The sequence below is a fragment of the Pseudomonas sp. SCB32 genome (assembly GCF_009189165.1).
Lineage (GTDB): Bacteria > Pseudomonadota > Gammaproteobacteria > Pseudomonadales > Pseudomonadaceae > Pseudomonas.
Map to the genome: position 1 here is coordinate 2,460,830 of NZ_CP045118.1, position 18,302 is coordinate 2,479,131.

At 67.5% G+C, this 18,302-nt stretch carries 18 protein-coding genes; 5 read left to right on the plus strand and 13 right to left on the minus strand.

What is annotated here, in order from left to right:
* Nucleotides 1-133: 133 nt before the first annotated feature.
* On the minus strand, nt 134-1,009 hold the full coding sequence (gene mmsB / locus GA645_RS11625; RefSeq protein WP_152222855.1) for a 3-hydroxyisobutyrate dehydrogenase: 876 nt from the start codon (nt 1,007-1,009) through the stop codon (nt 134-136).
* Nucleotides 1,010-1,111: 102 nt separating this feature from the next.
* Nucleotides 1,112-2,617, minus strand: a complete 1,506-nt coding sequence (locus tag GA645_RS11630) for a CoA-acylating methylmalonate-semialdehyde dehydrogenase (RefSeq protein WP_152222857.1) — start codon at nt 2,615-2,617, stop codon at nt 1,112-1,114.
* A gap of 130 nt (nt 2,618-2,747) precedes the next feature.
* On the opposite strand from GA645_RS11630, the gene GA645_RS11635 reads away from it, so the two are divergent.
* Nucleotides 2,748-3,644, plus strand: coding sequence for a LysR family transcriptional regulator (locus tag GA645_RS11635; protein WP_152222859.1), 897 nt, complete (start codon nt 2,748-2,750; stop codon nt 3,642-3,644).
* 149 nt (nt 3,645-3,793) lie between these two features.
* Here GA645_RS11635 and GA645_RS11640 read toward each other — a convergent pair whose 3' ends face one another.
* The 4 genes from GA645_RS11640 to GA645_RS11655 all read right to left on the minus strand — a co-directional run bounded on the left by GA645_RS11640 (nt 3,794) and on the right by GA645_RS11655 (nt 7,368).
* On the minus strand, nt 3,794-4,495 hold the full coding sequence (locus GA645_RS11640) for a YebC/PmpR family DNA-binding transcriptional regulator (RefSeq protein WP_152222861.1): 702 nt from the start codon (nt 4,493-4,495) through the stop codon (nt 3,794-3,796).
* A gap of 75 nt (nt 4,496-4,570) precedes the next feature.
* Entirely contained in the window at nt 4,571-4,996 is a 426-nt protein-coding gene (locus tag GA645_RS11645) for a PaaI family thioesterase (RefSeq protein WP_152222863.1), read from the minus strand.
* A complete protein-coding gene (locus GA645_RS11650; protein ID WP_178119521.1) occupies nt 4,993-5,793 on the minus strand; it encodes an RNA polymerase sigma factor in 801 nt (266 codons plus the stop codon). The genes GA645_RS11645 and GA645_RS11650 overlap by 4 nt, the downstream gene beginning before the upstream one ends.
* A gap of 174 nt (nt 5,794-5,967) precedes the next feature.
* Nucleotides 5,968-7,368, minus strand: a complete 1,401-nt coding sequence (locus tag GA645_RS11655) for a PLP-dependent aminotransferase family protein (RefSeq protein ID WP_152222867.1) — start codon at nt 7,366-7,368, stop codon at nt 5,968-5,970.
* A 175-nt stretch (nt 7,369-7,543) separates the two neighbouring features.
* Here GA645_RS11655 and GA645_RS11660 point away from each other — a divergent pair, with 175 nt between their 5' ends.
* Nucleotides 7,544-8,317, plus strand: a complete 774-nt coding sequence (locus GA645_RS11660) for a class II aldolase/adducin family protein (RefSeq protein ID WP_152222869.1) — start codon at nt 7,544-7,546, stop codon at nt 8,315-8,317.
* 82 nt (nt 8,318-8,399) lie between these two features.
* Nucleotides 8,400-9,428 carry an ABC transporter substrate-binding protein gene (locus GA645_RS11665; protein ID WP_152222871.1) on the plus strand — a complete coding sequence of 343 codons (1,029 nt, stop codon included), beginning with the start codon at nt 8,400-8,402 and terminating at the stop codon, nt 9,426-9,428.
* A 199-nt stretch (nt 9,429-9,627) separates the two neighbouring features.
* Here GA645_RS11665 and GA645_RS11670 read toward each other — a convergent pair whose 3' ends face one another.
* The gene (locus tag GA645_RS11670) at nt 9,628-10,254 is read right to left on the minus strand and encodes a bifunctional 2-polyprenyl-6-hydroxyphenol methylase/3-demethylubiquinol 3-O-methyltransferase UbiG (RefSeq protein WP_152228046.1); all 627 of its coding nucleotides are present in this window, start codon (nt 10,252-10,254) and stop codon (nt 9,628-9,630) included.
* Between the two features lie 119 nt (nt 10,255-10,373).
* Here GA645_RS11670 and GA645_RS11675 point away from each other — a divergent pair, with 119 nt between their 5' ends.
* On the plus strand, nt 10,374-11,084 hold the full coding sequence (locus GA645_RS11675) for a 2OG-Fe(II) oxygenase (protein ID WP_152222873.1): 711 nt from the start codon (nt 10,374-10,376) through the stop codon (nt 11,082-11,084).
* Nucleotides 11,085-11,124: 40 nt separating this feature from the next.
* Complete coding sequence (locus tag GA645_RS11680; protein ID WP_152222875.1) at nt 11,125-11,496, plus strand: SH3 domain-containing protein; 372 nt, start codon at nt 11,125-11,127, stop codon at nt 11,494-11,496.
* Nucleotides 11,497-11,551: 55 nt separating this feature from the next.
* Here the strand turns inward: GA645_RS11680 and GA645_RS11685 are convergent, their stop codons facing one another.
* The 6 genes from GA645_RS11685 to GA645_RS11710 form a co-directional block, all read right to left on the minus strand.
* On the minus strand, nt 11,552-13,012 hold the full coding sequence (locus GA645_RS11685) for a mechanosensitive ion channel domain-containing protein (protein WP_152222877.1): 1,461 nt from the start codon (nt 13,010-13,012) through the stop codon (nt 11,552-11,554).
* A 61-nt stretch (nt 13,013-13,073) separates the two neighbouring features.
* The gene (locus tag GA645_RS11690) at nt 13,074-13,763 is read right to left on the minus strand and encodes a histidine phosphatase family protein (RefSeq protein ID WP_152222879.1); all 690 of its coding nucleotides are present in this window, start codon (nt 13,761-13,763) and stop codon (nt 13,074-13,076) included.
* A 53-nt stretch (nt 13,764-13,816) separates the two neighbouring features.
* Nucleotides 13,817-14,776, minus strand: a complete 960-nt coding sequence (locus tag GA645_RS11695; protein ID WP_152222881.1) for an HlyD family secretion protein — start codon at nt 14,774-14,776, stop codon at nt 13,817-13,819.
* Between the two features lies 1 nt (nt 14,777).
* On the minus strand, nt 14,778-14,984 hold the full coding sequence (locus GA645_RS11700; protein ID WP_152222883.1) for a DUF1656 domain-containing protein: 207 nt from the start codon (nt 14,982-14,984) through the stop codon (nt 14,778-14,780).
* Nucleotides 14,974-17,139 (minus strand): FUSC family protein, encoded by a 2,166-nt coding sequence (locus GA645_RS11705; protein ID WP_152222885.1) that lies wholly within the window; start codon nt 17,137-17,139, stop codon nt 14,974-14,976. Before GA645_RS11705 ends, GA645_RS11700 begins: the two co-directional genes overlap by 11 nt.
* A 102-nt stretch (nt 17,140-17,241) precedes the next feature.
* Nucleotides 17,242-18,147 (minus strand): LysR family transcriptional regulator, encoded by a 906-nt coding sequence (locus GA645_RS11710; RefSeq protein WP_152222887.1) that lies wholly within the window; start codon nt 18,145-18,147, stop codon nt 17,242-17,244.
* Between the last annotated feature and the right edge of the window lie 155 nt (nt 18,148-18,302).

Sequence of the window (18,302 nt, forward strand, 5' to 3'; positions counted from 1 at the left end):
CTGAGATGGGCAGAGCGGCGGCATGTTGCGGAGGATGGCTCTTGTAGGAGTGAGCTTGCTCACGAACCGCCCCCGCAGCGAGGGTGTTCGCGAGCAAGCTCGCTCCTACGAAAAGCGGATCGTGCCGGTGAACCTAGCCTTGCTGGTACAGCTTCACGATGGCCGAGAAGTCCAGCTGGCCGTTGCCCTGGTTGCTGAAGGTCTGGAACAACTGCTGGGCAAGTGCGCCGAGCAGCACCGGCTGGCGCACCTGGCGTGCGGCCTCGCTGGCCAGGCCCAGGTCCTTGAGCATCAGGTCGGTGCCGAAGCCACCGCTGTAGCCGCGTGCCACCGGGGCGCCGGTGAGTGGGTTGTTCACCTCCGAGCTCCAGCAGCGGCCGCTGGAGGTGTTGATGATGCCGGCCAGGACTTCCGCGTCCATGCCCAGCTTCACACCCAGGGACATGGCTTCCGCCACGCCGATCATGGAGATGCCCAGCAGCAGGTTGTTCGCCACTTTGGCCACCTGGCCGTTGCCGGTGCCGCCGCAGTGCACGATGTTCTTGCCCATGGCCGCCAGTACCGGGCGGGCGCGCTCGAAGTCGGCCTGCTCGCCACCGACCATGAAGGTCAGGGTGCCAGCCGCTGCGCCGGCGGTGCCGCCGGAAACCGGTGCATCGAGCATCGGGTTGCCGTGGGCCTGGGCGGCGGCGCTGACCTCGCGGGCATTCAGCGGGTCGATGGTGGAGGAGTCGATCAGCAGCACGCCGGGCTGCACGTTCGCCAGGAGGCCGTTGTCGCCGAGGAAGACCTGCTTCACGTGGGCGGCGGCCGGCAGCATGGTGATGATCATCTCGACGTCGTCACGGGCCACGTCAGCCGGCGACGCGAGGGCGCGGGCGCCGAGGGCGACGGCCGCTTCCACGGCCTTGGCGGAGAGATCGAAGACGCTCAGGTCGAAGCCGGCCTTGAGCAGGTTGGCGGCCATGGGGCCGCCCATGTTGCCGAGTCCGATGAAGCCGATGCGCATGGGGTGGTCCTCTTGTTCTGATGGTCGGACGCGAAAGACGTACCCGCCCAGGCCCGGACCAGCATCCTTGCTGGAGTCCGGGCCTGGGCGGGCAGGCGGGGCTTACTTGAGGTGGATGGTGGTGTTCACCGCGCCGCCGACCTCGTTCTCGTCGAACCAGCGTTCGGTGACGGTCTTGGTCTGGGTGTAGAACTGCACCACCTGCTTACCGTACGGGCCGAGGTCGCCCAGCTTGGAGCCGCGCGAGCCGGTGAAGGAGAACATCGGCACCGGTACCGGGATCGGTACGTTGATGCCGACCTGGCCGACGTCGATCTCTTCCTTGAAGTGCCGCGCAGCCGCGCCGGAGCGGGTGAACAGGGCGGTACCGTTGCCGTTGGGGTTGGCGTTGATCAGCTCGATGGCCTCGTCGAAGGTCTTCGCCGACACCACGCAGAGCACCGGGCCGAAGATTTCCTCGCGGTAGATGGTCATCTGCGGGGTGACACCGGAGAACAGGGTCGGGCCGACGAAGTTGCCCTTGGCGTAGCCGGCCACCTGCGGGTTGCGGCCGTCCAGTTCCAGCTTGGCGCCTTCCTGGGCGCCGCGTTCGATCAGGCCGCTGACGCGGTCAAGTGCCGCGCAGGAAACCAGCGGGCCGACGTCGGTGTTGGCCTCGGTGCCGCCGCTGACCTTGAGGCTCCTGGCCTTGGCCACCAGGTCGGGAATCCACGCGTTGGCCTCGCCCACCAGGATGACCACCGACAGCGCCATGCAGCGTTGCCCGGCGGCACCGAAGGCGGCGCCGGCGATGGCGTTGAGGCTCTGCTCCTTGTTGGCGTCGGGCAGCACGATGGCGTGGTTCTTCGCGCCCATCATGCACTGCACGCGCTTGCCGGCCTGCGAGGCGCGGTTGTAGACGTGGGTGCCGACACGGGTCGAGCCGACGAAGGAAACGGCCTTGATGTCCGGGTGGTCGCAGATGGCGTTCACCACGTCCGGGCCGCCATGGATGACGTTCAGCACACCCGGCGGTACCCCGGCTTCATGGGCCAGCTCGACCAGGCGCATGGTCACCATCGGGTCCTGTTCGGACGGCTTGAGGACGAAGGTGTTGCCGGTGGCGATCGCCATCGGGAACATCCACAGCGGAATCATTGCCGGGAAGTTGAAGGGGGTGATACCGGCGCAGACGCCGATGGGTTGCAGCAGGGTGAAGGTATCCACGCCGCCGGCCACGTTGTTGGCCAGCTCGCCCAGCTGCAGGTTGCCGATGCCGGCTGCGTGCTCGACCACTTCCAGGCCGCGGAACACATCGCCTTCGGCGTCGGGCAGGGTCTTGCCCTGTTCGGCGGTGAGGATCGCCGCCAGCTCCTTCATGTTCTCGCGGATCAGCTGCTGGTACTTGAGGAAGATGCGCGCACGGGCGCCGATGGGGGTCTTCTTCCAGCTCTTGAACGCGGCCTTGGCGCTGGCCACGGCGCGGTCGACTTCCTCGGGGGTGGCGAAAGGCACACGGGCGAGGACTTCCTGGGTGGCGGGGTTGATCACATCGCGCCATTCGGAGGTGGTGGACTCGACGGGCTTGCCGTCGAGGAAGAGTTTGACGGTCGGGGCAGTTGTGGTCATCGGGATTCTCCCAGCCTGTGGCTTTCTTGTTGTCTGAACCGATCCTAACAGTGCATTTTTGATGTTCTCAATGCGGTGATGTGCAAGTATGGTCTGCGTTTTTGCACAGTAGCCGCACGGTGGGGCGATCATGGATTGGGATAACCTGCGTTTCTTCCTCGAACTCTCCCGCGCCGGCAAGCTCACCGTCGCCGCCCGTCGCCTGGGCGTGGACCACACCACGGTCGCCCGCCGGTTGCAGGCGCTGGAGAAGAGTATTGGCGCGCAACTGCTGGTGCGCGAGCCGGGCGGCTACCGGCTGACCGAAGCCGGCCACGGCCTGCTGCCCCAGGCCGAGGCGATGGAAAGCGCCTGCAAGGTGATTGAGAAACGCCTGGCGGGAGCCGAGGACAATCTTTCCGGCAAGGTGCGCATCGGCGCCACCGAGGGCTATGGCTCGACGCTGCTGACCTCGCAACTGGTGGAACTGAACCGGCGCCACCCGCACCTGGGCGTTGACCTGCTGGCGGTGCCGCGCGCGTTGCAGCTGTCGCGCCACGAGGCGGACATCGTGATCACCCTGGAGCGCCCCGGCCGTGGGCCGTACATCATTACCCGGCTGACCGACTACGTGCTGCGCCTGTACGCCTCGAAGGACTATCTCGCCGAGCGCGGGCCGATCCGCAACCGCGACGACCTGCGCGAGCACGCGCTGGTCGGTTACGTCGACGACCTGCTCTACAGCAAGGAGCTGCAATACCTCGACGAGATCGGCCGGCCGCTGCACATGGCGCTGCGCTGCACCAGCATCCTCGCCCAGCAGCGCGCGGTGGCGCAGGGCGCGGGGCTGGCGATCCTTCCGGCGTTCGCGGCGAGCGAAGACCTGTCGCTGCAGCCGGTGCTGGCGGGGGAGATCGAATTCGTGCGGACCTTCTGGATGCTGATGCCCACCGAGCTCAAGGACATCGCGCGGATGCGCACCACCTGGGATTTTCTGCGGGAGAAGGCGGAGGGGAGCCAGGAGGTGTTGATGGGGCGGGTGGGGTAGTGCGCGCGATTCGAGCGCGCGTGGCGCGCTGATCGCGGGCATGGCCCGCTCCTACAGATTGACGCCTGTGTAGGAGCGGGCCATGCCCGCGAAGGGCGGACAACGTCCGCCTCAACGAAAACGGGCGGCCATTTGGCCGCCCGTCTGCATTACGCCAATCCGACGTAAAGGTTCTGCACGTCGTCGTTGCCGTCCAGGGCATCGAGGAAGGCTTCGACTTCTTCCAGTTCGGCGTCGGACAGGCTGACCGGGTTCTTCGCCTTGTAGCCCAGCTTGGCCGAGGCCACGGTGAAGCCGTGCTCCGGCAGGGCGCGGCAGACGGCATCCAGATCGGTGGAGTCGGTGAGGAACAGGGTGTCGCCGTCTTCCTCGCCCGGCTCGAAGTCCTGGGCGCCGGCTTCGATGGCGGCCAGTTCCGGATCGGCGTCAGCGCTGGCCGGGGTGGCCTCGACCATGCCCAGGTAATCGAAGTCCCAGGCCACCGAGCCGGAGGCGCCCAACTGGCCCTTGCGGAACAGAACGCGGATTTCCGCAACGGTGCGGTTCACGTTGTCGGTCAGGCACTCGACGATCACCGGCACGCGGTGCGGGGCGAAGCCTTCGTAGACCACGCGCTCGAAGCTGGCGCCGCCGTCCAGCAGGCCGGCGCCTTTCTTGATCGCACGCTCCAGGGTGTCGCGCGGCATGGAGGCCTTCTTCGCCTGTTCCACCACGAGACGCAGTTTCGGGTTCATGTCGGGGTCGGCGCCGTTGCGCGCGGCGATCATGATTTCCTTCGACAGTTTGCCGAACACGCGGCCCTTGGCGTTGGCTGCGGCTTCTTTATGTTTGGCTTTCCACTGGGCGCCCATAGTGATCTCTTGCTGGCGGTTGCTGATGGGCGGCAAGTCTAAGGCCTGGCGCGGGCTCTGGCGATATCTGGCGGATCAGCGTTCAGTTGGCACCGCGAATACCGCGCTGGCCTGGGCCACCACCTTGTCACCCACCGACAGCAGGGCATTGGCAAAGGCCATCTGCCTGCCGCGCCGGCTGTGCAGCAGGCGGATGCTCAGCCAGTCGCCGACCTGCGCGCTGGAGACGTAGTTCAGGGTCAGGCTGGCGGTGACCAGCGGTTGCGGCGGCTGGCTGGCGAAAGCCATGGCGTAGCCCATGCCGATGTCCGCCAGCGTGGCGAGAATGCCGCCGTGCACGCCGCCCCGGCTGTTGGTGTGGCGCTCGTCGAGCAACAGGCCCAGTTCCAGCAAATCGCCTTCGCCGCGCACCAGGAATGGCCCGAGCAGGTCGAGCAGCGGGCTGCGCCGTTGCAGCGGCTGGAAACCTTCTGGGTAGCCGAGATCCGCGATCGCGTTCATTGCCAGCCTCCGCTGTGCTGCTGCAGCACGGCACGCACGGTCTCGATCACCCGCTGGGGCACCTGATAATCCGGATGGGCGCGGAACACCGCCGCCGCGTCCGCCAGGCGGGTGAGGGCGAGCAGTTCGCTCTCGGCCTTGCGGGTATCGTTCGCGCCGGCCGGCAAAGCCAGGGCCTGGCGTTCGCAGGAGCAGGGCGCCTGCGGATTGACCAGCCCGCAATGCTGCTGCATGAACTCATCCAGCCGCTGGCGCGCCCGCGACAGGCGCTTGCGGTAGGCCGCCGGGGCGATCTCCAGCACTGCGGCCGCCGCCTCCGAATCCAGGCCGAAGGCGATGTCCAGCACATAGGCCAGGCGCTGTTCGCGCTCCAGGCACATCAGCATGCCCTGGGTGCAGGCCAGGGCGATGCGCTCGGCGGCGAGCTTGTCCGCCGGCTCCAGCGGGCGTTCGTTGGCGTCGGCCAGGCGCAGGCCAAGGTCGAGCTTTTCCGCCAGGGCCTCCAGCGACACGGTGGGTGTCTCGCGGACCTTGGTGCGCGCCGTCAGCAGCGCATTGCTGGCGATGCGGAAGGCCCAGGTGGAAAACAGGCTGTCGCCACGGAAGCTGGCGAGATGCGTGGTAATGCGCAGGAGGATTTCCTGGCTGGCGTCCTGGGCGTCTTCACGGCGGCCGAGCATGCGCAGGGCGAGGTTGTAGACCGGAGCCTGCAAGGCCAGCAGCAGTGCGTCGAGGGCAGTGGGTTCGCCTTGCTGGGCGCGCTGCAGTTGCTCGGGTTCGAAGGTGGGGAATTTCACGGTGTCCTCCTGACGTGGCCGGCGAAATTCCGGCTCTTCTTCCTTGGACTCGGCGACCCTATTTTTTGTGACCGCCAGTCCCCGCTGCGTTGAAACCCGCGTAGAAGCGAGCTTGCTCGCGATCCGCCCTGGCGCCAGCGCTTCCGGGGAGTCCGTTCGCGAGCAAGCTCGCTCCTACAAGGTGCTCTCGCTCTGCGCTGCGAGAAAAGCGTAAAGCCGCTCATCCAGCGAATGCGCGACGTTGAAGCGCATCCAAGGCACGCTGCGGCCGTCGGGCATGAACAGCTGGCCGGGGAACAGCAGGATCTTCGCTTCCTTGGCGCGACCGGCGAGCAGGGTGGCGTCGTCCACGGCGCGGTGCCGGGCCCAGAGGAACAATCCCGCGCGCGGCTCATGGAAGATCTTCAGGCCTGCCGCCTCCAGGCGCCGCGCCACGCTGTCGTGGGCCTCGCTGAGCTGATCGCGCAGCTGCTTCACGTGCTTGCGGTGGCGACCCTGGAGGAGGATGTCCAGCGCCAGGGTCTCGGTGAGTTCCGAGCTGGTCAGGCCGCTGACCATCTTCAGCGGCACCAGCTCCTCGATCAGCTCCGGGTGAGCGGCGATGAAGCCGGTGCGCAGCGCCGGGGCGATGACCTTCGACAGGCTGCCGATGTAGATCACCCGCGCGAGCTGGTCGAGGTTGGCCAGCAGCAATTGGCCGGCGGGGTCGAGGTCGGCATAGATGTCGTTCTCGACGATGAGGAAATCGTATTTCTCCGCCAGTTGCAGCAGGCGGTGGCTGGCCGCCAGGGACAGGCTGCCGCCGGTGGGGCTCTGCAGCCGCGCCTGGGTGAAGTAGACCTTGGGCCGGTGTTCGCGGGCCAACTGCTCCAGGCGGTCCAGGTCCAGTCCGTCGGCGCTGCGCGGCACACCCAGCAGCTGCGCGCCCTGCAGGCGCAGGTTGAGGAACAGGTTGTGGTAGCCCGGCTCGTCCACCAGCACCGGGTCGCCGCGCTGCACCAGGTAGCGCACGGCCAGGTCCAGCGCCTGGCTGGCGCCGGCCGTCAGCAGGATCTGCTCGGGGCTGGCGGCCACGCCGGCGTCGGCCAGGCGGTCAGCCAGCTTGCCGCGCAGCTTCGGATTGCCCTTGCTGTGGCCGTAGTTACCAAACTGCGTGGGTTCCTCCCGTGCCAGACTGCGCAGCCCGCGCAGCAGGCCTTCGCCATCGAGCCAGTGCTCGGGCAGCAAGCCGACGCCGGGGCGCAGCTCCATGCCCAGCGGCTGGAACACCTTGTGCAGCAGCAGGTGCGCGTCGAAATCGAACTCCGGCGGCGCTTCGCTGCCGGCGCTGTCGTCGGCCGCCGGGCCGCGCACGTAGAAGCCGGCGTTGGGCACGGCGTTCAGGCAGCCGCGCGCCACCAGTCGGTCATAGGCCTCGACCACGGTGAAGTGGCTGACGCCGTTGGCCTGGGCGAACTTGCGGATCGAGGGCAGCTTGGCGCCGGGGCGCAGGCGCTGCTCGTCGATGGCCTGGGCGATGCCGTCGACGATCTGGGTGACCAGGGGAATGTCCGAGGTGGGGTCGAGCAGCAGCATCCGGAGGTCCGATTCTGGTTATGAAAGCGGGAAGGGAATCTGTACAGGTCTTGCGACCATAACAGCACTGCAGGCAGTCCATCGCCCCTGTGCATGGCGCCCCGGCGTGCGGGCCAGCACTATCGGTCCCGTGATGCGGCAGTGCGCCGCACTTGCCTGATAACAAGGAATCGCCATGCGTGACACAGCTTACAACATCGACCCGTCGAGTATTTCCGCCGAAGAGTGGCAGGCGCGTTGCGACCTCGCCGCGCTGTACCGGCTGATCGCGCATTTCCGCTGGACCGATCACATCGATACCCATATCTCCGCGCGGGTGCCGGGCGAGCCGGGGCATTACCTGATCAATCGCTATGGCGTGCTGTTCCACGAAATGCGTGCCTCGGACCTGGTGAAGGTCGACCACGCCGGTGACGTCATCGACCCGCGCTTCGGCCCAAAGAGCGTCAACCGCGCCGGCTTCAACATCCACTCGGCCGTGCATGCCGCCCGTGAAGACGTGGCCTGCGTGATCCACACCCACACCGCCGCCGGTATCGCCGTGTCCGCCCAGGAAGACGGCTTGCTGCCGATCAGTCAGCACGCGCTGAAGTTCTACAACCGCCTGGGCTACCACGACTACGAAGGCATCGCCCTGGACCCGGAAGAGCGCTCCCGCCTGGTCAACGACCTGGGCAGCCACATGGTGATGATCCTGCGCAACCACGGCTTGCTGGCCACCGGCCGCTGCATCGCTGAAGCCTTCAACCAGATCTACTTCCTCGAACGCGCCTGCCAGGCACAGGTCCAGGCCCTGGCCGGCGGCCGCCAGCTGCGCTACCCGCCGCCCGCGGTGTGCGAGCGCGTCGCCGTGCAAGAGGAGGAGGCGCTGACCGACGGCCTGCACCTGCTGGCCTGGGAATCGGCGCTGCGCCTGATCGAGGACGGTGAGGCCGTCTACCGTACTTGACCCTGTTACCGTGTCCCGGCCCGCAGAGGCCGGGCGCCTGCGTGCTTTACCTATCTGCCAACAACAAAGCCAAGAGGTGGAAATGAAGAACCCTATTCTGGGAGCCCTGCTCATGGGCGTGGCGTCCGGCGCCATGGCCGCGGACCTGACCGTGATCTCCTTCGGCGGCACGAGCAAGGACGTGCAGACCGAAGCGTTCTACAAACCCTTCGAGAAAGCCGAGGGGATGAAGGTGATCGCCGGCGAGTACAACGGTGAGATGGGCAAGATCAAGGCCATGGTCGACACCGGCAGCGTCAACTGGGACGTCGTGCAGGTCGAAGGGCCGGAGCTGCTGCGCGGCTGCGAGGAAGGCCTGTTCGAACCGCTCGACCCGGCGAAGCTGGGCAAGACCGGGGACTACGTGCCAGGCACCGTCTCCGATTGCGGCGCCGGCCTGCTGGTGTGGTCGATGGCCATGGCCTATGACGCCAAGCGCCTGCCCAACGGCCCGACCGGTTGGGCGGATTTCTGGGATACGCAGAAATTCCCCGGCAAGCGCTCGCTGCGCAAGGGCGCCAAATACACCCTGGAAATCGCCCTGCTGGCTGATGGGGTGAAGAAGGAAGACCTGTACAAGGTGCTGGCGACGAACGAAGGCGTGGACCGCGCCTTCCGGAAGCTCGACCAGATCAAGCCGTCGATCCAGTGGTGGGAATCCGGCGCCCAGCCGATGCAGTTCCTCGCCAGTGGTGACGTGGTGATGAGCACCGCGTACAACGGCCGCGTATTCGCCGCCCAGGAAGAGGGCGCGCCGATGAAGGTGGTGTGGAATGGCAGCCTGTACGCCATCGACTCCTGGGCCATTCCCAAGGGCAGCCCGAACAAGAAGGCCGCCGAGGACTTCATCGCCTTCTCGCTGAAGCCCGAGCAGCAGAAGATCCATACCGTGAAGCTGGGCTATGGCTCGGTCAACCTGGGCACCACCTCGCTGCTCGATCCGAAACTGGTGGAGCGGCTGAATACGGCGCCGGCGAACCTGGAGCAGGCGGTGCCGGTGAACTTCGCCTTCTGGGTGGATCATGGCGAAGACCTGGAACAGCGCTTCAATGCCTGGGCGGCGAAGGGCTGATCCGCCGACGTAGGATCAATGTCTTCTGGGCTCCCGCGTTGGCGGGAATGACGGTGTAAGGTATCGCCCTCCCGCACATGTCATCCCCGCGAACGCGGGGACCCAGAAAACACCGTAGAAGCGGGCATGGCCCGCTCCTACAGGTTGAGTGCAGTGCGGCTCTAGCAGGAGCGGGCCATGCCCGCGAACAGCCCGACGACTACACCTTCCGCCACACACTCGCCAACCAAGGCTGCTGCTCACGCGGCAGCCCCGCCGGCCGGTAGTAGTGTTCCAGCTCCGCAAAGCTGGCGGCCTCCAGCAACTGCTTCCAGTTCTCCCAATCGTGATAGGAACCGTAGCGCGGCCCGTTCCAGCCCTCGGCGTTTTCGCCACGCGGGTTGGAGGCGAACAGCACGCCGCCCGGCTTCAGTGCGGCGTGCAACTGGCCGAGCACGCGCGGCAGCTCCTGGCGTGGCACATGGAACAGGCTGGCATTGGCATAGATGCCATCGAAGTGCCCGGCGGGCAGGTCGAGGGCGAGGAAGTCCTGCTGCCATACCTCGCACCCGCTGGCTTCACGGGCCATGGCGACGAAGTTCGGGCAACCGTCCAGCCCGACCGGCGTGTGGCCCATGGAGCGGAACACGCACAGGTCGCGGCCGGGGCCGCAGCCGAAATCGAGCAGGGCAAAAGGCGGCTCGGCCTGGATATGGCGCAGCAGGGCGGCGATGTTCTGGCTGACATCGTGCTCCCAGGTGCCTTCGCGGAAGGCGTTTGCGGTGGCCTGGTAATGCTCCAGGGTCAGCCGGGAAATATCGCGCAGGGTCTGGTCGTCGAGGCTCATGGCGGGCGCTGGGTTATTCATCGGAGCTGTCATCTTAACGCGACTTTGAAAGTCAGCCGCGGCAAACAACGACCAGCGCGCAGACCTAGACTGGCGGCATGACCGACCGGAGCACACCCATGACCGCACTTGCACGACAAATCGGCGAACTGGACTGGCCGAGCCTGGCCGCGCAACTCGACGCCAGTGGCCAGGCGCTGATTCCCGGCCTGCTCAGTTCGGCCCAGTGCGAGGCATTGCGCGCGCTCTACGACCAGGACACGGGATTCCGCAGTCGGGTGGTGATGGCCCGGCACAATTTCGGCCTGGGCGAGTACCGCTACTTCGCCTATCCCTTGCCGGCGTTGGTGCAGGCCCTTCGCGAGGCCTTCTACCCGCCGTTGCGGAGCATCGCCAATACCTGGCACGAGCGCATGGAAACCGGAATCGACTACCCGGAGAAGCACGCCGACTTTCTCGCCCAATGCCACGGCGCCGGCCAGGTGCGACCAACGCCCTTGCTCCTGCGCTACGGCGTCGGCGATTACAACTGCCTGCACCAGGATCTCTACGGCGAACTGGCCTTTCCATTGCAGGTTGCCATCCTGCTGTCCCGACCCGGCGAGGAGTTCGAGGGCGGCGAGTTCGTCCTCACCGAGCAACGGCCGCGCATGCAGTCGCGGGTGGAAGTGGTGCCGCTCAGGCAGGGCGATGCCGTGGTGTTCGCCGTGGCCCAGCGGCCGGTGGCGGGCGTGCGTGGCTACCACCGGGTGAACCTGCGCCACGGTGTCAGCCGCCTGCGCAGTGGTCAGCGCTTCACCCTCGGGGTGATCTTCCACGACGCGCTCTGAGCGTTACCATCGACCCTTCCAGGGAATCAGGAGCACGCCCATGCAGTACGACGTCATCCAGCCCCACCGCAGCGCATATCCCGAACCGATCACCTTCGCCAGCGGCGCGGCTCTGACCGTGGGTGAGCGCTATGAAGGCGGGGAAGGCTGGCAGGACTGGTACTTCTGCTCGACCTCCGGGCAGAAGGATGGCTGGGTGCCGGCGCAGGTTTTCCGGCTGACCGCACCGGGTAGCGGAATCGCAACGGAGGACTATACCGCCCGCGAGCTCGATGTCGAGGTTGGCGAGCGGCTGGAGGGTGGCCGGGATCTGGGTGGCTGGCGCTGGTGCTGCCGGGCCGGCGGCGAATCAGGCTGGGTGCCGCTGGCGTGCCTGCGGGCGGTCGACCTCAGTTCGGCCGACCGAGCTTGATGCCAGGCGGCCAGCTCAGCGCGCGCCCGGAAACGTCGCCCGGCGCCTGGTCGACTCAAGCCTTGTAGCGGCCCCCGGCGTACTGCTTCAGCCAGGCCATCAGGCCGCGCTGTGGCGCCGCCGCCGGTTGCTCCACCAACAGGGCCGCGCTGGCCTTCTGGCGGAAGGTGAGCAGCCGGGTCATGGCTTCGGCGATCTCCTGGCGGGCTTCCAGGCAAGGGGCGAGCACGGCCTTGTCGAGGCGATACACCGCGCCATCGCTGAGCGCGGTGAACTGCGCCTGCCAGGCGGAGCCGCTGAGCACACCAGCCTCGCCGATCACTTCGCCCGGTCCCATGCGCCCGGCTTCGAGGGGTTGCCCGCCGTGGGGCAGGGTCACGCTGACCACCCCGGTGTCGATGATCAGCAACTGGTCGCTGACGTCGCCAGCCGCCAGCAGCACATCGCCGGACTTGAAGGGGCGGCGCTGCATGGTGGCCGCGAGTTCGTCGCGCTCGGCATCGGCCAGGGCGTCGAACAGGCCGGAGCGCACCAGCAGCGCGCGGGCGCGATTGGCGTGTTCGCGGGCGGGGACTTCGAGTTCGCTGAGCAGCTCGATGCCGGCGGCCTGCAGGTGGCGGAAGGCGAGGTCGAAGAGCTGGTTGCGCGCCTCGCGCTTTTCGCCCATCGCCACGACGAAGCCGTTGAGCTCGTATTCCACGCCATTGGGGTCGGCCTTGCGCACGCTCACCGTCGGCGCCGGGTTGGCCAGCAGCATGCGGCAACCGCCCAGGGCGCGCTCCAGCGCGTCGATGGCCTTGCGCGGGCGTACCCGTGGGCTGAGGGTCAGGCTCAGGCTCAGGCCATAGAGGTTCGCCGGCCGGCTGAGATTGAGCACCTTGGCCTTGGCCGCGAGGGAGTTGGGTACTACCGCCAGGGTGCCCTGGGCGGTCTGCAGGTAGGTGGAGCGCCAGTCGATCTCGGTGACCTTGCCTTCGATGCCGTCGATGGAAATCCAGTCGCCCAGCTGGTACGGCTTGGTGGTGTTGAGCACGATGCCGGAGAACACGTCGCTCAGCGTGCTCTGCAGCGCCAGGCCGAGGACGATGGCGACTACCCCGGAGGTGGCCAGCAGGCCCTTCACCGGCAGCTCCAGCACGTAGCCGGCGGCGGCGATGCTGGCGATGAGGAAGATCAGCGCGCCGATCACATCCTGCAGCAGACGCCCGGCGTGGCCGACGCGTTGCACCAGGAGGAAGCCGAGCACCACGGTCAGGCAGCGCGCGGCGAACAGCCACCAGACGATCTGCACGCCAGTGGCGACCATGTGGCTGGGCAGGTCATCGGTCCAGGGCGCGGCACCCAGCGGGTTCATCCCGGCGTTGAACAGCAGCAGGCTGAAGAGCAGGAAGAACAGCACACGTACCGTCAGGCGCCAGTGCGGATGGGCCGTGCCGAGCAGGCGCCAGAGCAGCAGGTCGAGCAGTAGCAGCGCCGGGGTGGCAAACAGGGGGTGTTGGGTGAGCAGGGCGGGCATCGCGCCTCTCCGTGGGACGATGCGCAAAAGATGGCATAGAAAAACGCTTCTGGCAGCAGTCTCAGCCGGCGTTTGGTTGCGGAGCCAGTTTCACCCAGTCAGGGGCCTCGATCTCTCCGGCGACCCATGGCGACTGGCCGTCGTTGTCGAATAGCACCAGGGTCTCGCCGTATTCGGGCGTTTCACCTTCGGCCGTGTCGAGATTCTGCATCAGGCGGTCGAAGCACTCGCTGTGGGTCACCAGCACCAGGTTGCGGTGGGCGGTCTTGTGCTGGCGGATCTGGCCCAGCAGGTCGTCGTTCTTGCAGGTGACGAGCCAGTCCTGGCGGGTGACCGCCTGGTTGAACATCAGGTCCGCCGTCTGCGCGGTACGGGTCAGCGGGCTGCTGTAGATGTCGGTTGCCGCCAGGCCGTAGTGGGTGATGGCCTGGCCGAGCCCCCTGGCCAGCTCCGCCGCGCGGGCGGTGATGCCGTCGGGCGCGCCCAGGCAGGGGGCGCTGGAGCGGTCGCAGCGCTCCAGGTGGCGGATCAGCAGGATCACCTGGCCTTGCCTCCAGCGTTGCTGGAAGGCGCTGCCGTCGGGGTTGTCCAGTGACTGCGGGACGATCGATCGCCAGGCGCACAGCGCCAGGGTGATGACGGTCAGCAGCAGGATGGCCAGATACGGGGTTCCGGCGATGGATCGTACGGCGTGGGTGGGGTTCACGGTGATCCCTGGTTGAGTGCCGGTGGCGTGGGTGGGCGCGGGCATGCTGCACCAGCATAGATGACAAATGTGTTACAGGTTGATGGCGTCGCGCTCACCTAGCGAATGGACTCTTCCACGCTGACCGTGGCGGTGGTCCCGGCGCGCAGGCGGTCGCGTCCGGCATAGGCGGGGTCGATGGCGATGCGTACCGGGATGCGCTGGGCCAGCTTGACCCAGGTGTAGGTCGGGTTGATGTTGGCCAGCAGGCGGCTGCCGGGCAGGTTCTCGCGGTCGGTGATGGCGAACGCGATGCTTTCCACGGTGCCGTCGAAGCGCTCCCCGCTCATCAGCTCGACGCGCACCCGGTCGCCTTCATGGATGCGCGGCAGCTTGGTTTCCTCGAAGTAGCCGCTGACATGGAAGGAGTCGCTGTCCACTATCGCGACCAGTGCGGCGCCGGCGGTGGCGTAGTCGCCGGCGCGGGTCAGCAGGTTGGTCACGTAGCCGTTCACCGGCGCCAGCACGCGGGTACGTTCCAGGTCCAGGCGCGCCTGGCGCAATGCCGCTTCGGACAGGCTGACATTGGCCTGGGCCAGGCCCAGGTTGGCCTGTTCGCGCAGCAGCTGGGCCTCGGCCACGGCGACGTCGGTACTGGCTTTCTCCCATTCCTCGTTGGAGATCGCCGAGCGCGCCTTCAGCGCCCGCCGCCTGGCTTCCTCGTTCTGGCGCTGATGCAGCAGCGCCTGGTTGGCGACGATGGACGCCTGCGACTGGCCCAGTGCCGCTCGCGCCACTTCCACCGCGCGTTCGGCGTGCTGCACCGCCAGTTCGTAGCGAGCGGGGTCGATGGTCAGCAGCAGGTCGCCCTTGCTCACGTGCTGGTTGTCCTGCACGCGCAGCTCGACGATGCGCCCGGTGACGTCCGCCGACAGCGTCACTACGTCGGCCCGCACGCGGGCGTCGCGGGTCCAGGGCGCGCGGGTGTAATAGACCCAGGCGTAACTGCCCAGCACCAGGGCGAGCGCCACCACGGCAAGGGTGATCAGCGGCGGGAGCGCCTTGCGAAGATCGGGCATGTCAGTGCAATGCCCCCATCAGCAGGATCAGGCTGGCGCAGATGCAGGTGTAGAGCGCGCCTTCGAACAGCGCTTCGTGCCAGACCAGGCGCAGCACGCCCAGGCGGCGCAGCGCCCAGTCCAGCAGCAGGAAGATCGGCAGGGCCAGGATCAGGGCCTGGGCCAGTGGCGGCAGGTAGACGCCGCCCAGTTCGATATCAACGGGCATGGAGCGGCTGTTCCCCGGGGTCGTCGTGGAAGCGGGCAGCTTCGCTGTAGAGGTCGCGGAAGCGCTCCAGCAGGGCGGCGGCCACCAGCAGCGCCACGCCGCTGACGAACACCGGGCGCATGGCTTCGCCACCGGAGTAGGTGTTCTCGCCTTGCAGCTCGTCCAGCTCCGCGCCCAGCTCGCGCATGGCCGGCAACACTCGTTGCAGGGGCGCCGTGGGGGGCTGGTCGAGGCAGGCGGCGAGTTCGTCGAGCACCAGCGACAGGCGCTCGCGCAGCAGCTCCGGCAGGCCGTCGGCGTTAAGGCTCTCGCGGCGCAGCTGGTGCAGCACCACGCCCAGGGTCATGCTCGCCAGGCTGCACTGGAAGCGCTCGCCAGACAGGCTGTCACGGGCGGCCGGCAGCAGCCCGAGCATGATCGCCAGGCGGTCCACCATGCGGCTTTCGAAAAGGAAGCGGCGCGCCTCGCTGGGCTTGGACAGCAGCACCGCGCGCACCTCGGCGCGGGTGCGCCGCGACTGGCGGCGCAGGCGTGCATCGGCATCAAATGGGAACACCCAGGCGTACACCAGCAACGCCAGCACGCCAGCGCAGACATAGCCGCCGGCGAACTCGAACCATTGCAGCGAGGTGTTGATCCAGGCGCCCTGGTTCTGCGGGCCCACCAGCAGGAAGGTGGACAGCCCCAGGCCGATGCCGATCCCGGCGGTCTGCGGGTTGGCCAGCCCGACCGCGATCACGTACAGCAGCGGGGTGAGGAACAGCGCGAGCATCTCGAAGTCGCTGACGCTGGGCAGCAGCAGGAACTGCAGCAGCGCCGCAGCCACCAGCGCCAGGGCCAGCCCGCGCAGGTACGCCTGGCTGGCCAGCAGCGGGCGCGGGAAGGTTGCCAGCATGGAGCACAGGATGCCCACCAGGATCATCCCGGCGCGGGCGCCGTCCCAGGCGGTTTCCACCCAGATCCAGCCGGCGCAGCAGAGGGCGATGAAGGCACGGCTGGCATTCATCAGCGCGAGGTGAAAATCCAGGTGCAGGGCGTGCGCCTGGCCGCGGTGGGAAATGCGGCTGCCCGGCCGGCCGTCCTGGATCGCATCGCTCAGCTCGATCATCTCATCCAGCTGCTGCATCAGTCGCGCCTGCTCGAAGCGCAGCGCCCAGGCCAGGGAGCGCAGCGAGGTGGGCAGGCCGTCGGCCAGCTCCTCGGCCTGGCGCGCGGCGGCGTCGAAGCGCTGGCGCAGGCGGGTGATGCGCTTGCGCGCCGGGGCGGGCAGGGCGCGGCCGTATTCGGCCAGTTCCTCCAGGCAGGCCAGTTCGTCCTCGCGCAGGCGTCGCACCGATTCCGGCAGCGGGCCGGTGAGACGGTCCTCGATCAGCTTGAGCTGGCGGCGCAGGATGGCCAGCCGCGAGGTCATCAGCACCATCTGGTTGGCCAGCAACTGCACCAGCTCATCGGAACCGCGCAGGCGCGGGGCGTCGAAATAGAGGTGACGGCGCAGCATCTCCAGCGCGGAAATCTCGCCCAGCAGCTGCATCTGCCGGTGCTGGAAGTCCTCTTCGGCCTCCTCGCCACGGATCACTGCCGCGGCGTGTACGGCGATCAGCCGGATGAGCTGGTCGACCTTGGCGAAGTAGCCGCGCGCCACACTCTGCGGGCGGGCGAAGAACAGGCTGACCAGGGTCACGCAGGCGACCCCGAGCAGGGTCTCGGTGACCCGGGTGATGGCCAGGGTGTAGGTGGAGTCGGGAGCGGGCTGGGCGAGCAGGGCGACGATCACCGCAGTGAAGCCGCTGAGCACGAAGGCCTGGGAGTGGGTGAAGCGCAGCAGCGTGCCGCCGGCGGTACAGATTGCCAGCCAGGCCGCCAGGGTGACGACGAAGGGCAGCGGCGCCTGCGGGAACAGCGCCATGATCGCCACCGCGACGAAGGCGCCGATGGTGGTGCCGATCACCTGGGAGAAGCTTTTCTGCAGGGTCATGCCGGCCAGCGGGGTGCTGATGATCACCACCGTCATGGTCGCCCACTTGGGCTGCTCCAGATCGAGCAGGAACGCCAGGTACAGGGTCAGCAGCCCGGCCAGCACGGTACGCAGGGCGAACAGCAGGGTATCCCTGCCCGGATGAATGACAGCGCGCAGATATAACAGCAGCGATGGCATGCCGGCCCCTCGTATCGACGTGACGAAAACCCCGGCGCAGGGCCGGGGCTGGTCAAGTCAGTGTGGTCGAGGATTGCCGGGGTTGCGGGATTTCTTCGCGCCTCAGCCGGCGTTGTCCTGCGACTGCGCCAGGCGCTCCTGGATGAAGTCGAGGAAGCACTGGATACGCAGCGCCAGCTGCGAGTTGCGGTAGTACACCGCGTGGATCGGCTGTCGGCGTTCGCAGGTCAGTTCCGGCAGCACCCGCACCAGGCGCCCGGCGCGGATATCTTCGCCCGTCATGAAGCCCGCCAGGCAGGCGATGCCCTGGCCGCTCAGGGCCAGCTGGCGCAGGGTTTCGCCGCTGGAGGCGGAGAGCTGCGGGGTGATTGCCAGGGTGTCGCCGCCGGCATGGCGCAGCGGCCAGACGTTCAGCGCCTCGGGCTGGGTGAAACCGAGCAGGGTGCGGCCCAGCAGTTCGTCCAGGTCACCCGGCATGCCGTGGCGTTCCAGGTACTCCGGCGAGGCCAGCAGGTTCAGCCGGCTGCTGCCCAGGGGGCGGGCGTGCAGGCTGGAGTCGGCGAGCTGGCCGATGCGGATGGCGATGTCGGTGCTCTGTTCCAGCAGGTCGATGTTCAGGTCGTTGGTGTTGAGCTGCAGCTCGATGTCCGGGTAGCGCTCGCGGAAGGCGCCGATGTGCGGCACCACGGCGTGCAGCATGAAGGGCGAGGCGGCGTTGATCCGCAGGCGTCCGGCGGGGGACTGCTGGCGCAGGGCGAGGCGCTCTTCCAGGGCGTCCATCTGCTCAAGGATGTGCCGGGCGTGTTCGAGGAAGAACTCACCTTCCTCGGTCAGCTTCATCCGCCGCGTGGTGCGGTTGAGCAGGGTGGTGCCGAGCTTTTCCTCCAGCTTCGACAGCGCGCGGCTGACGGCCGAGGGGGTGAGGCCCAACTGCTCGGAGGCGGCGGTGATGGAACCGCAGTCGATCACCGTGGCGAAGGTCTTGAGTTCGTCGGAGTGGGCTTTCATCGGTTGGCCTGTTCGGGAGCGGCGGGGTGGATTGTAGGGGCTTGAAGCTGCGATGTCCCTTGCAGGAGCGCCCCATGGGCCCGCTCCTACAGGTCAGCGCCGATATTCCAGCGTGCGTAGGAGCAACTGTCTTTTGGGCTATTCGCTGCGCTCCC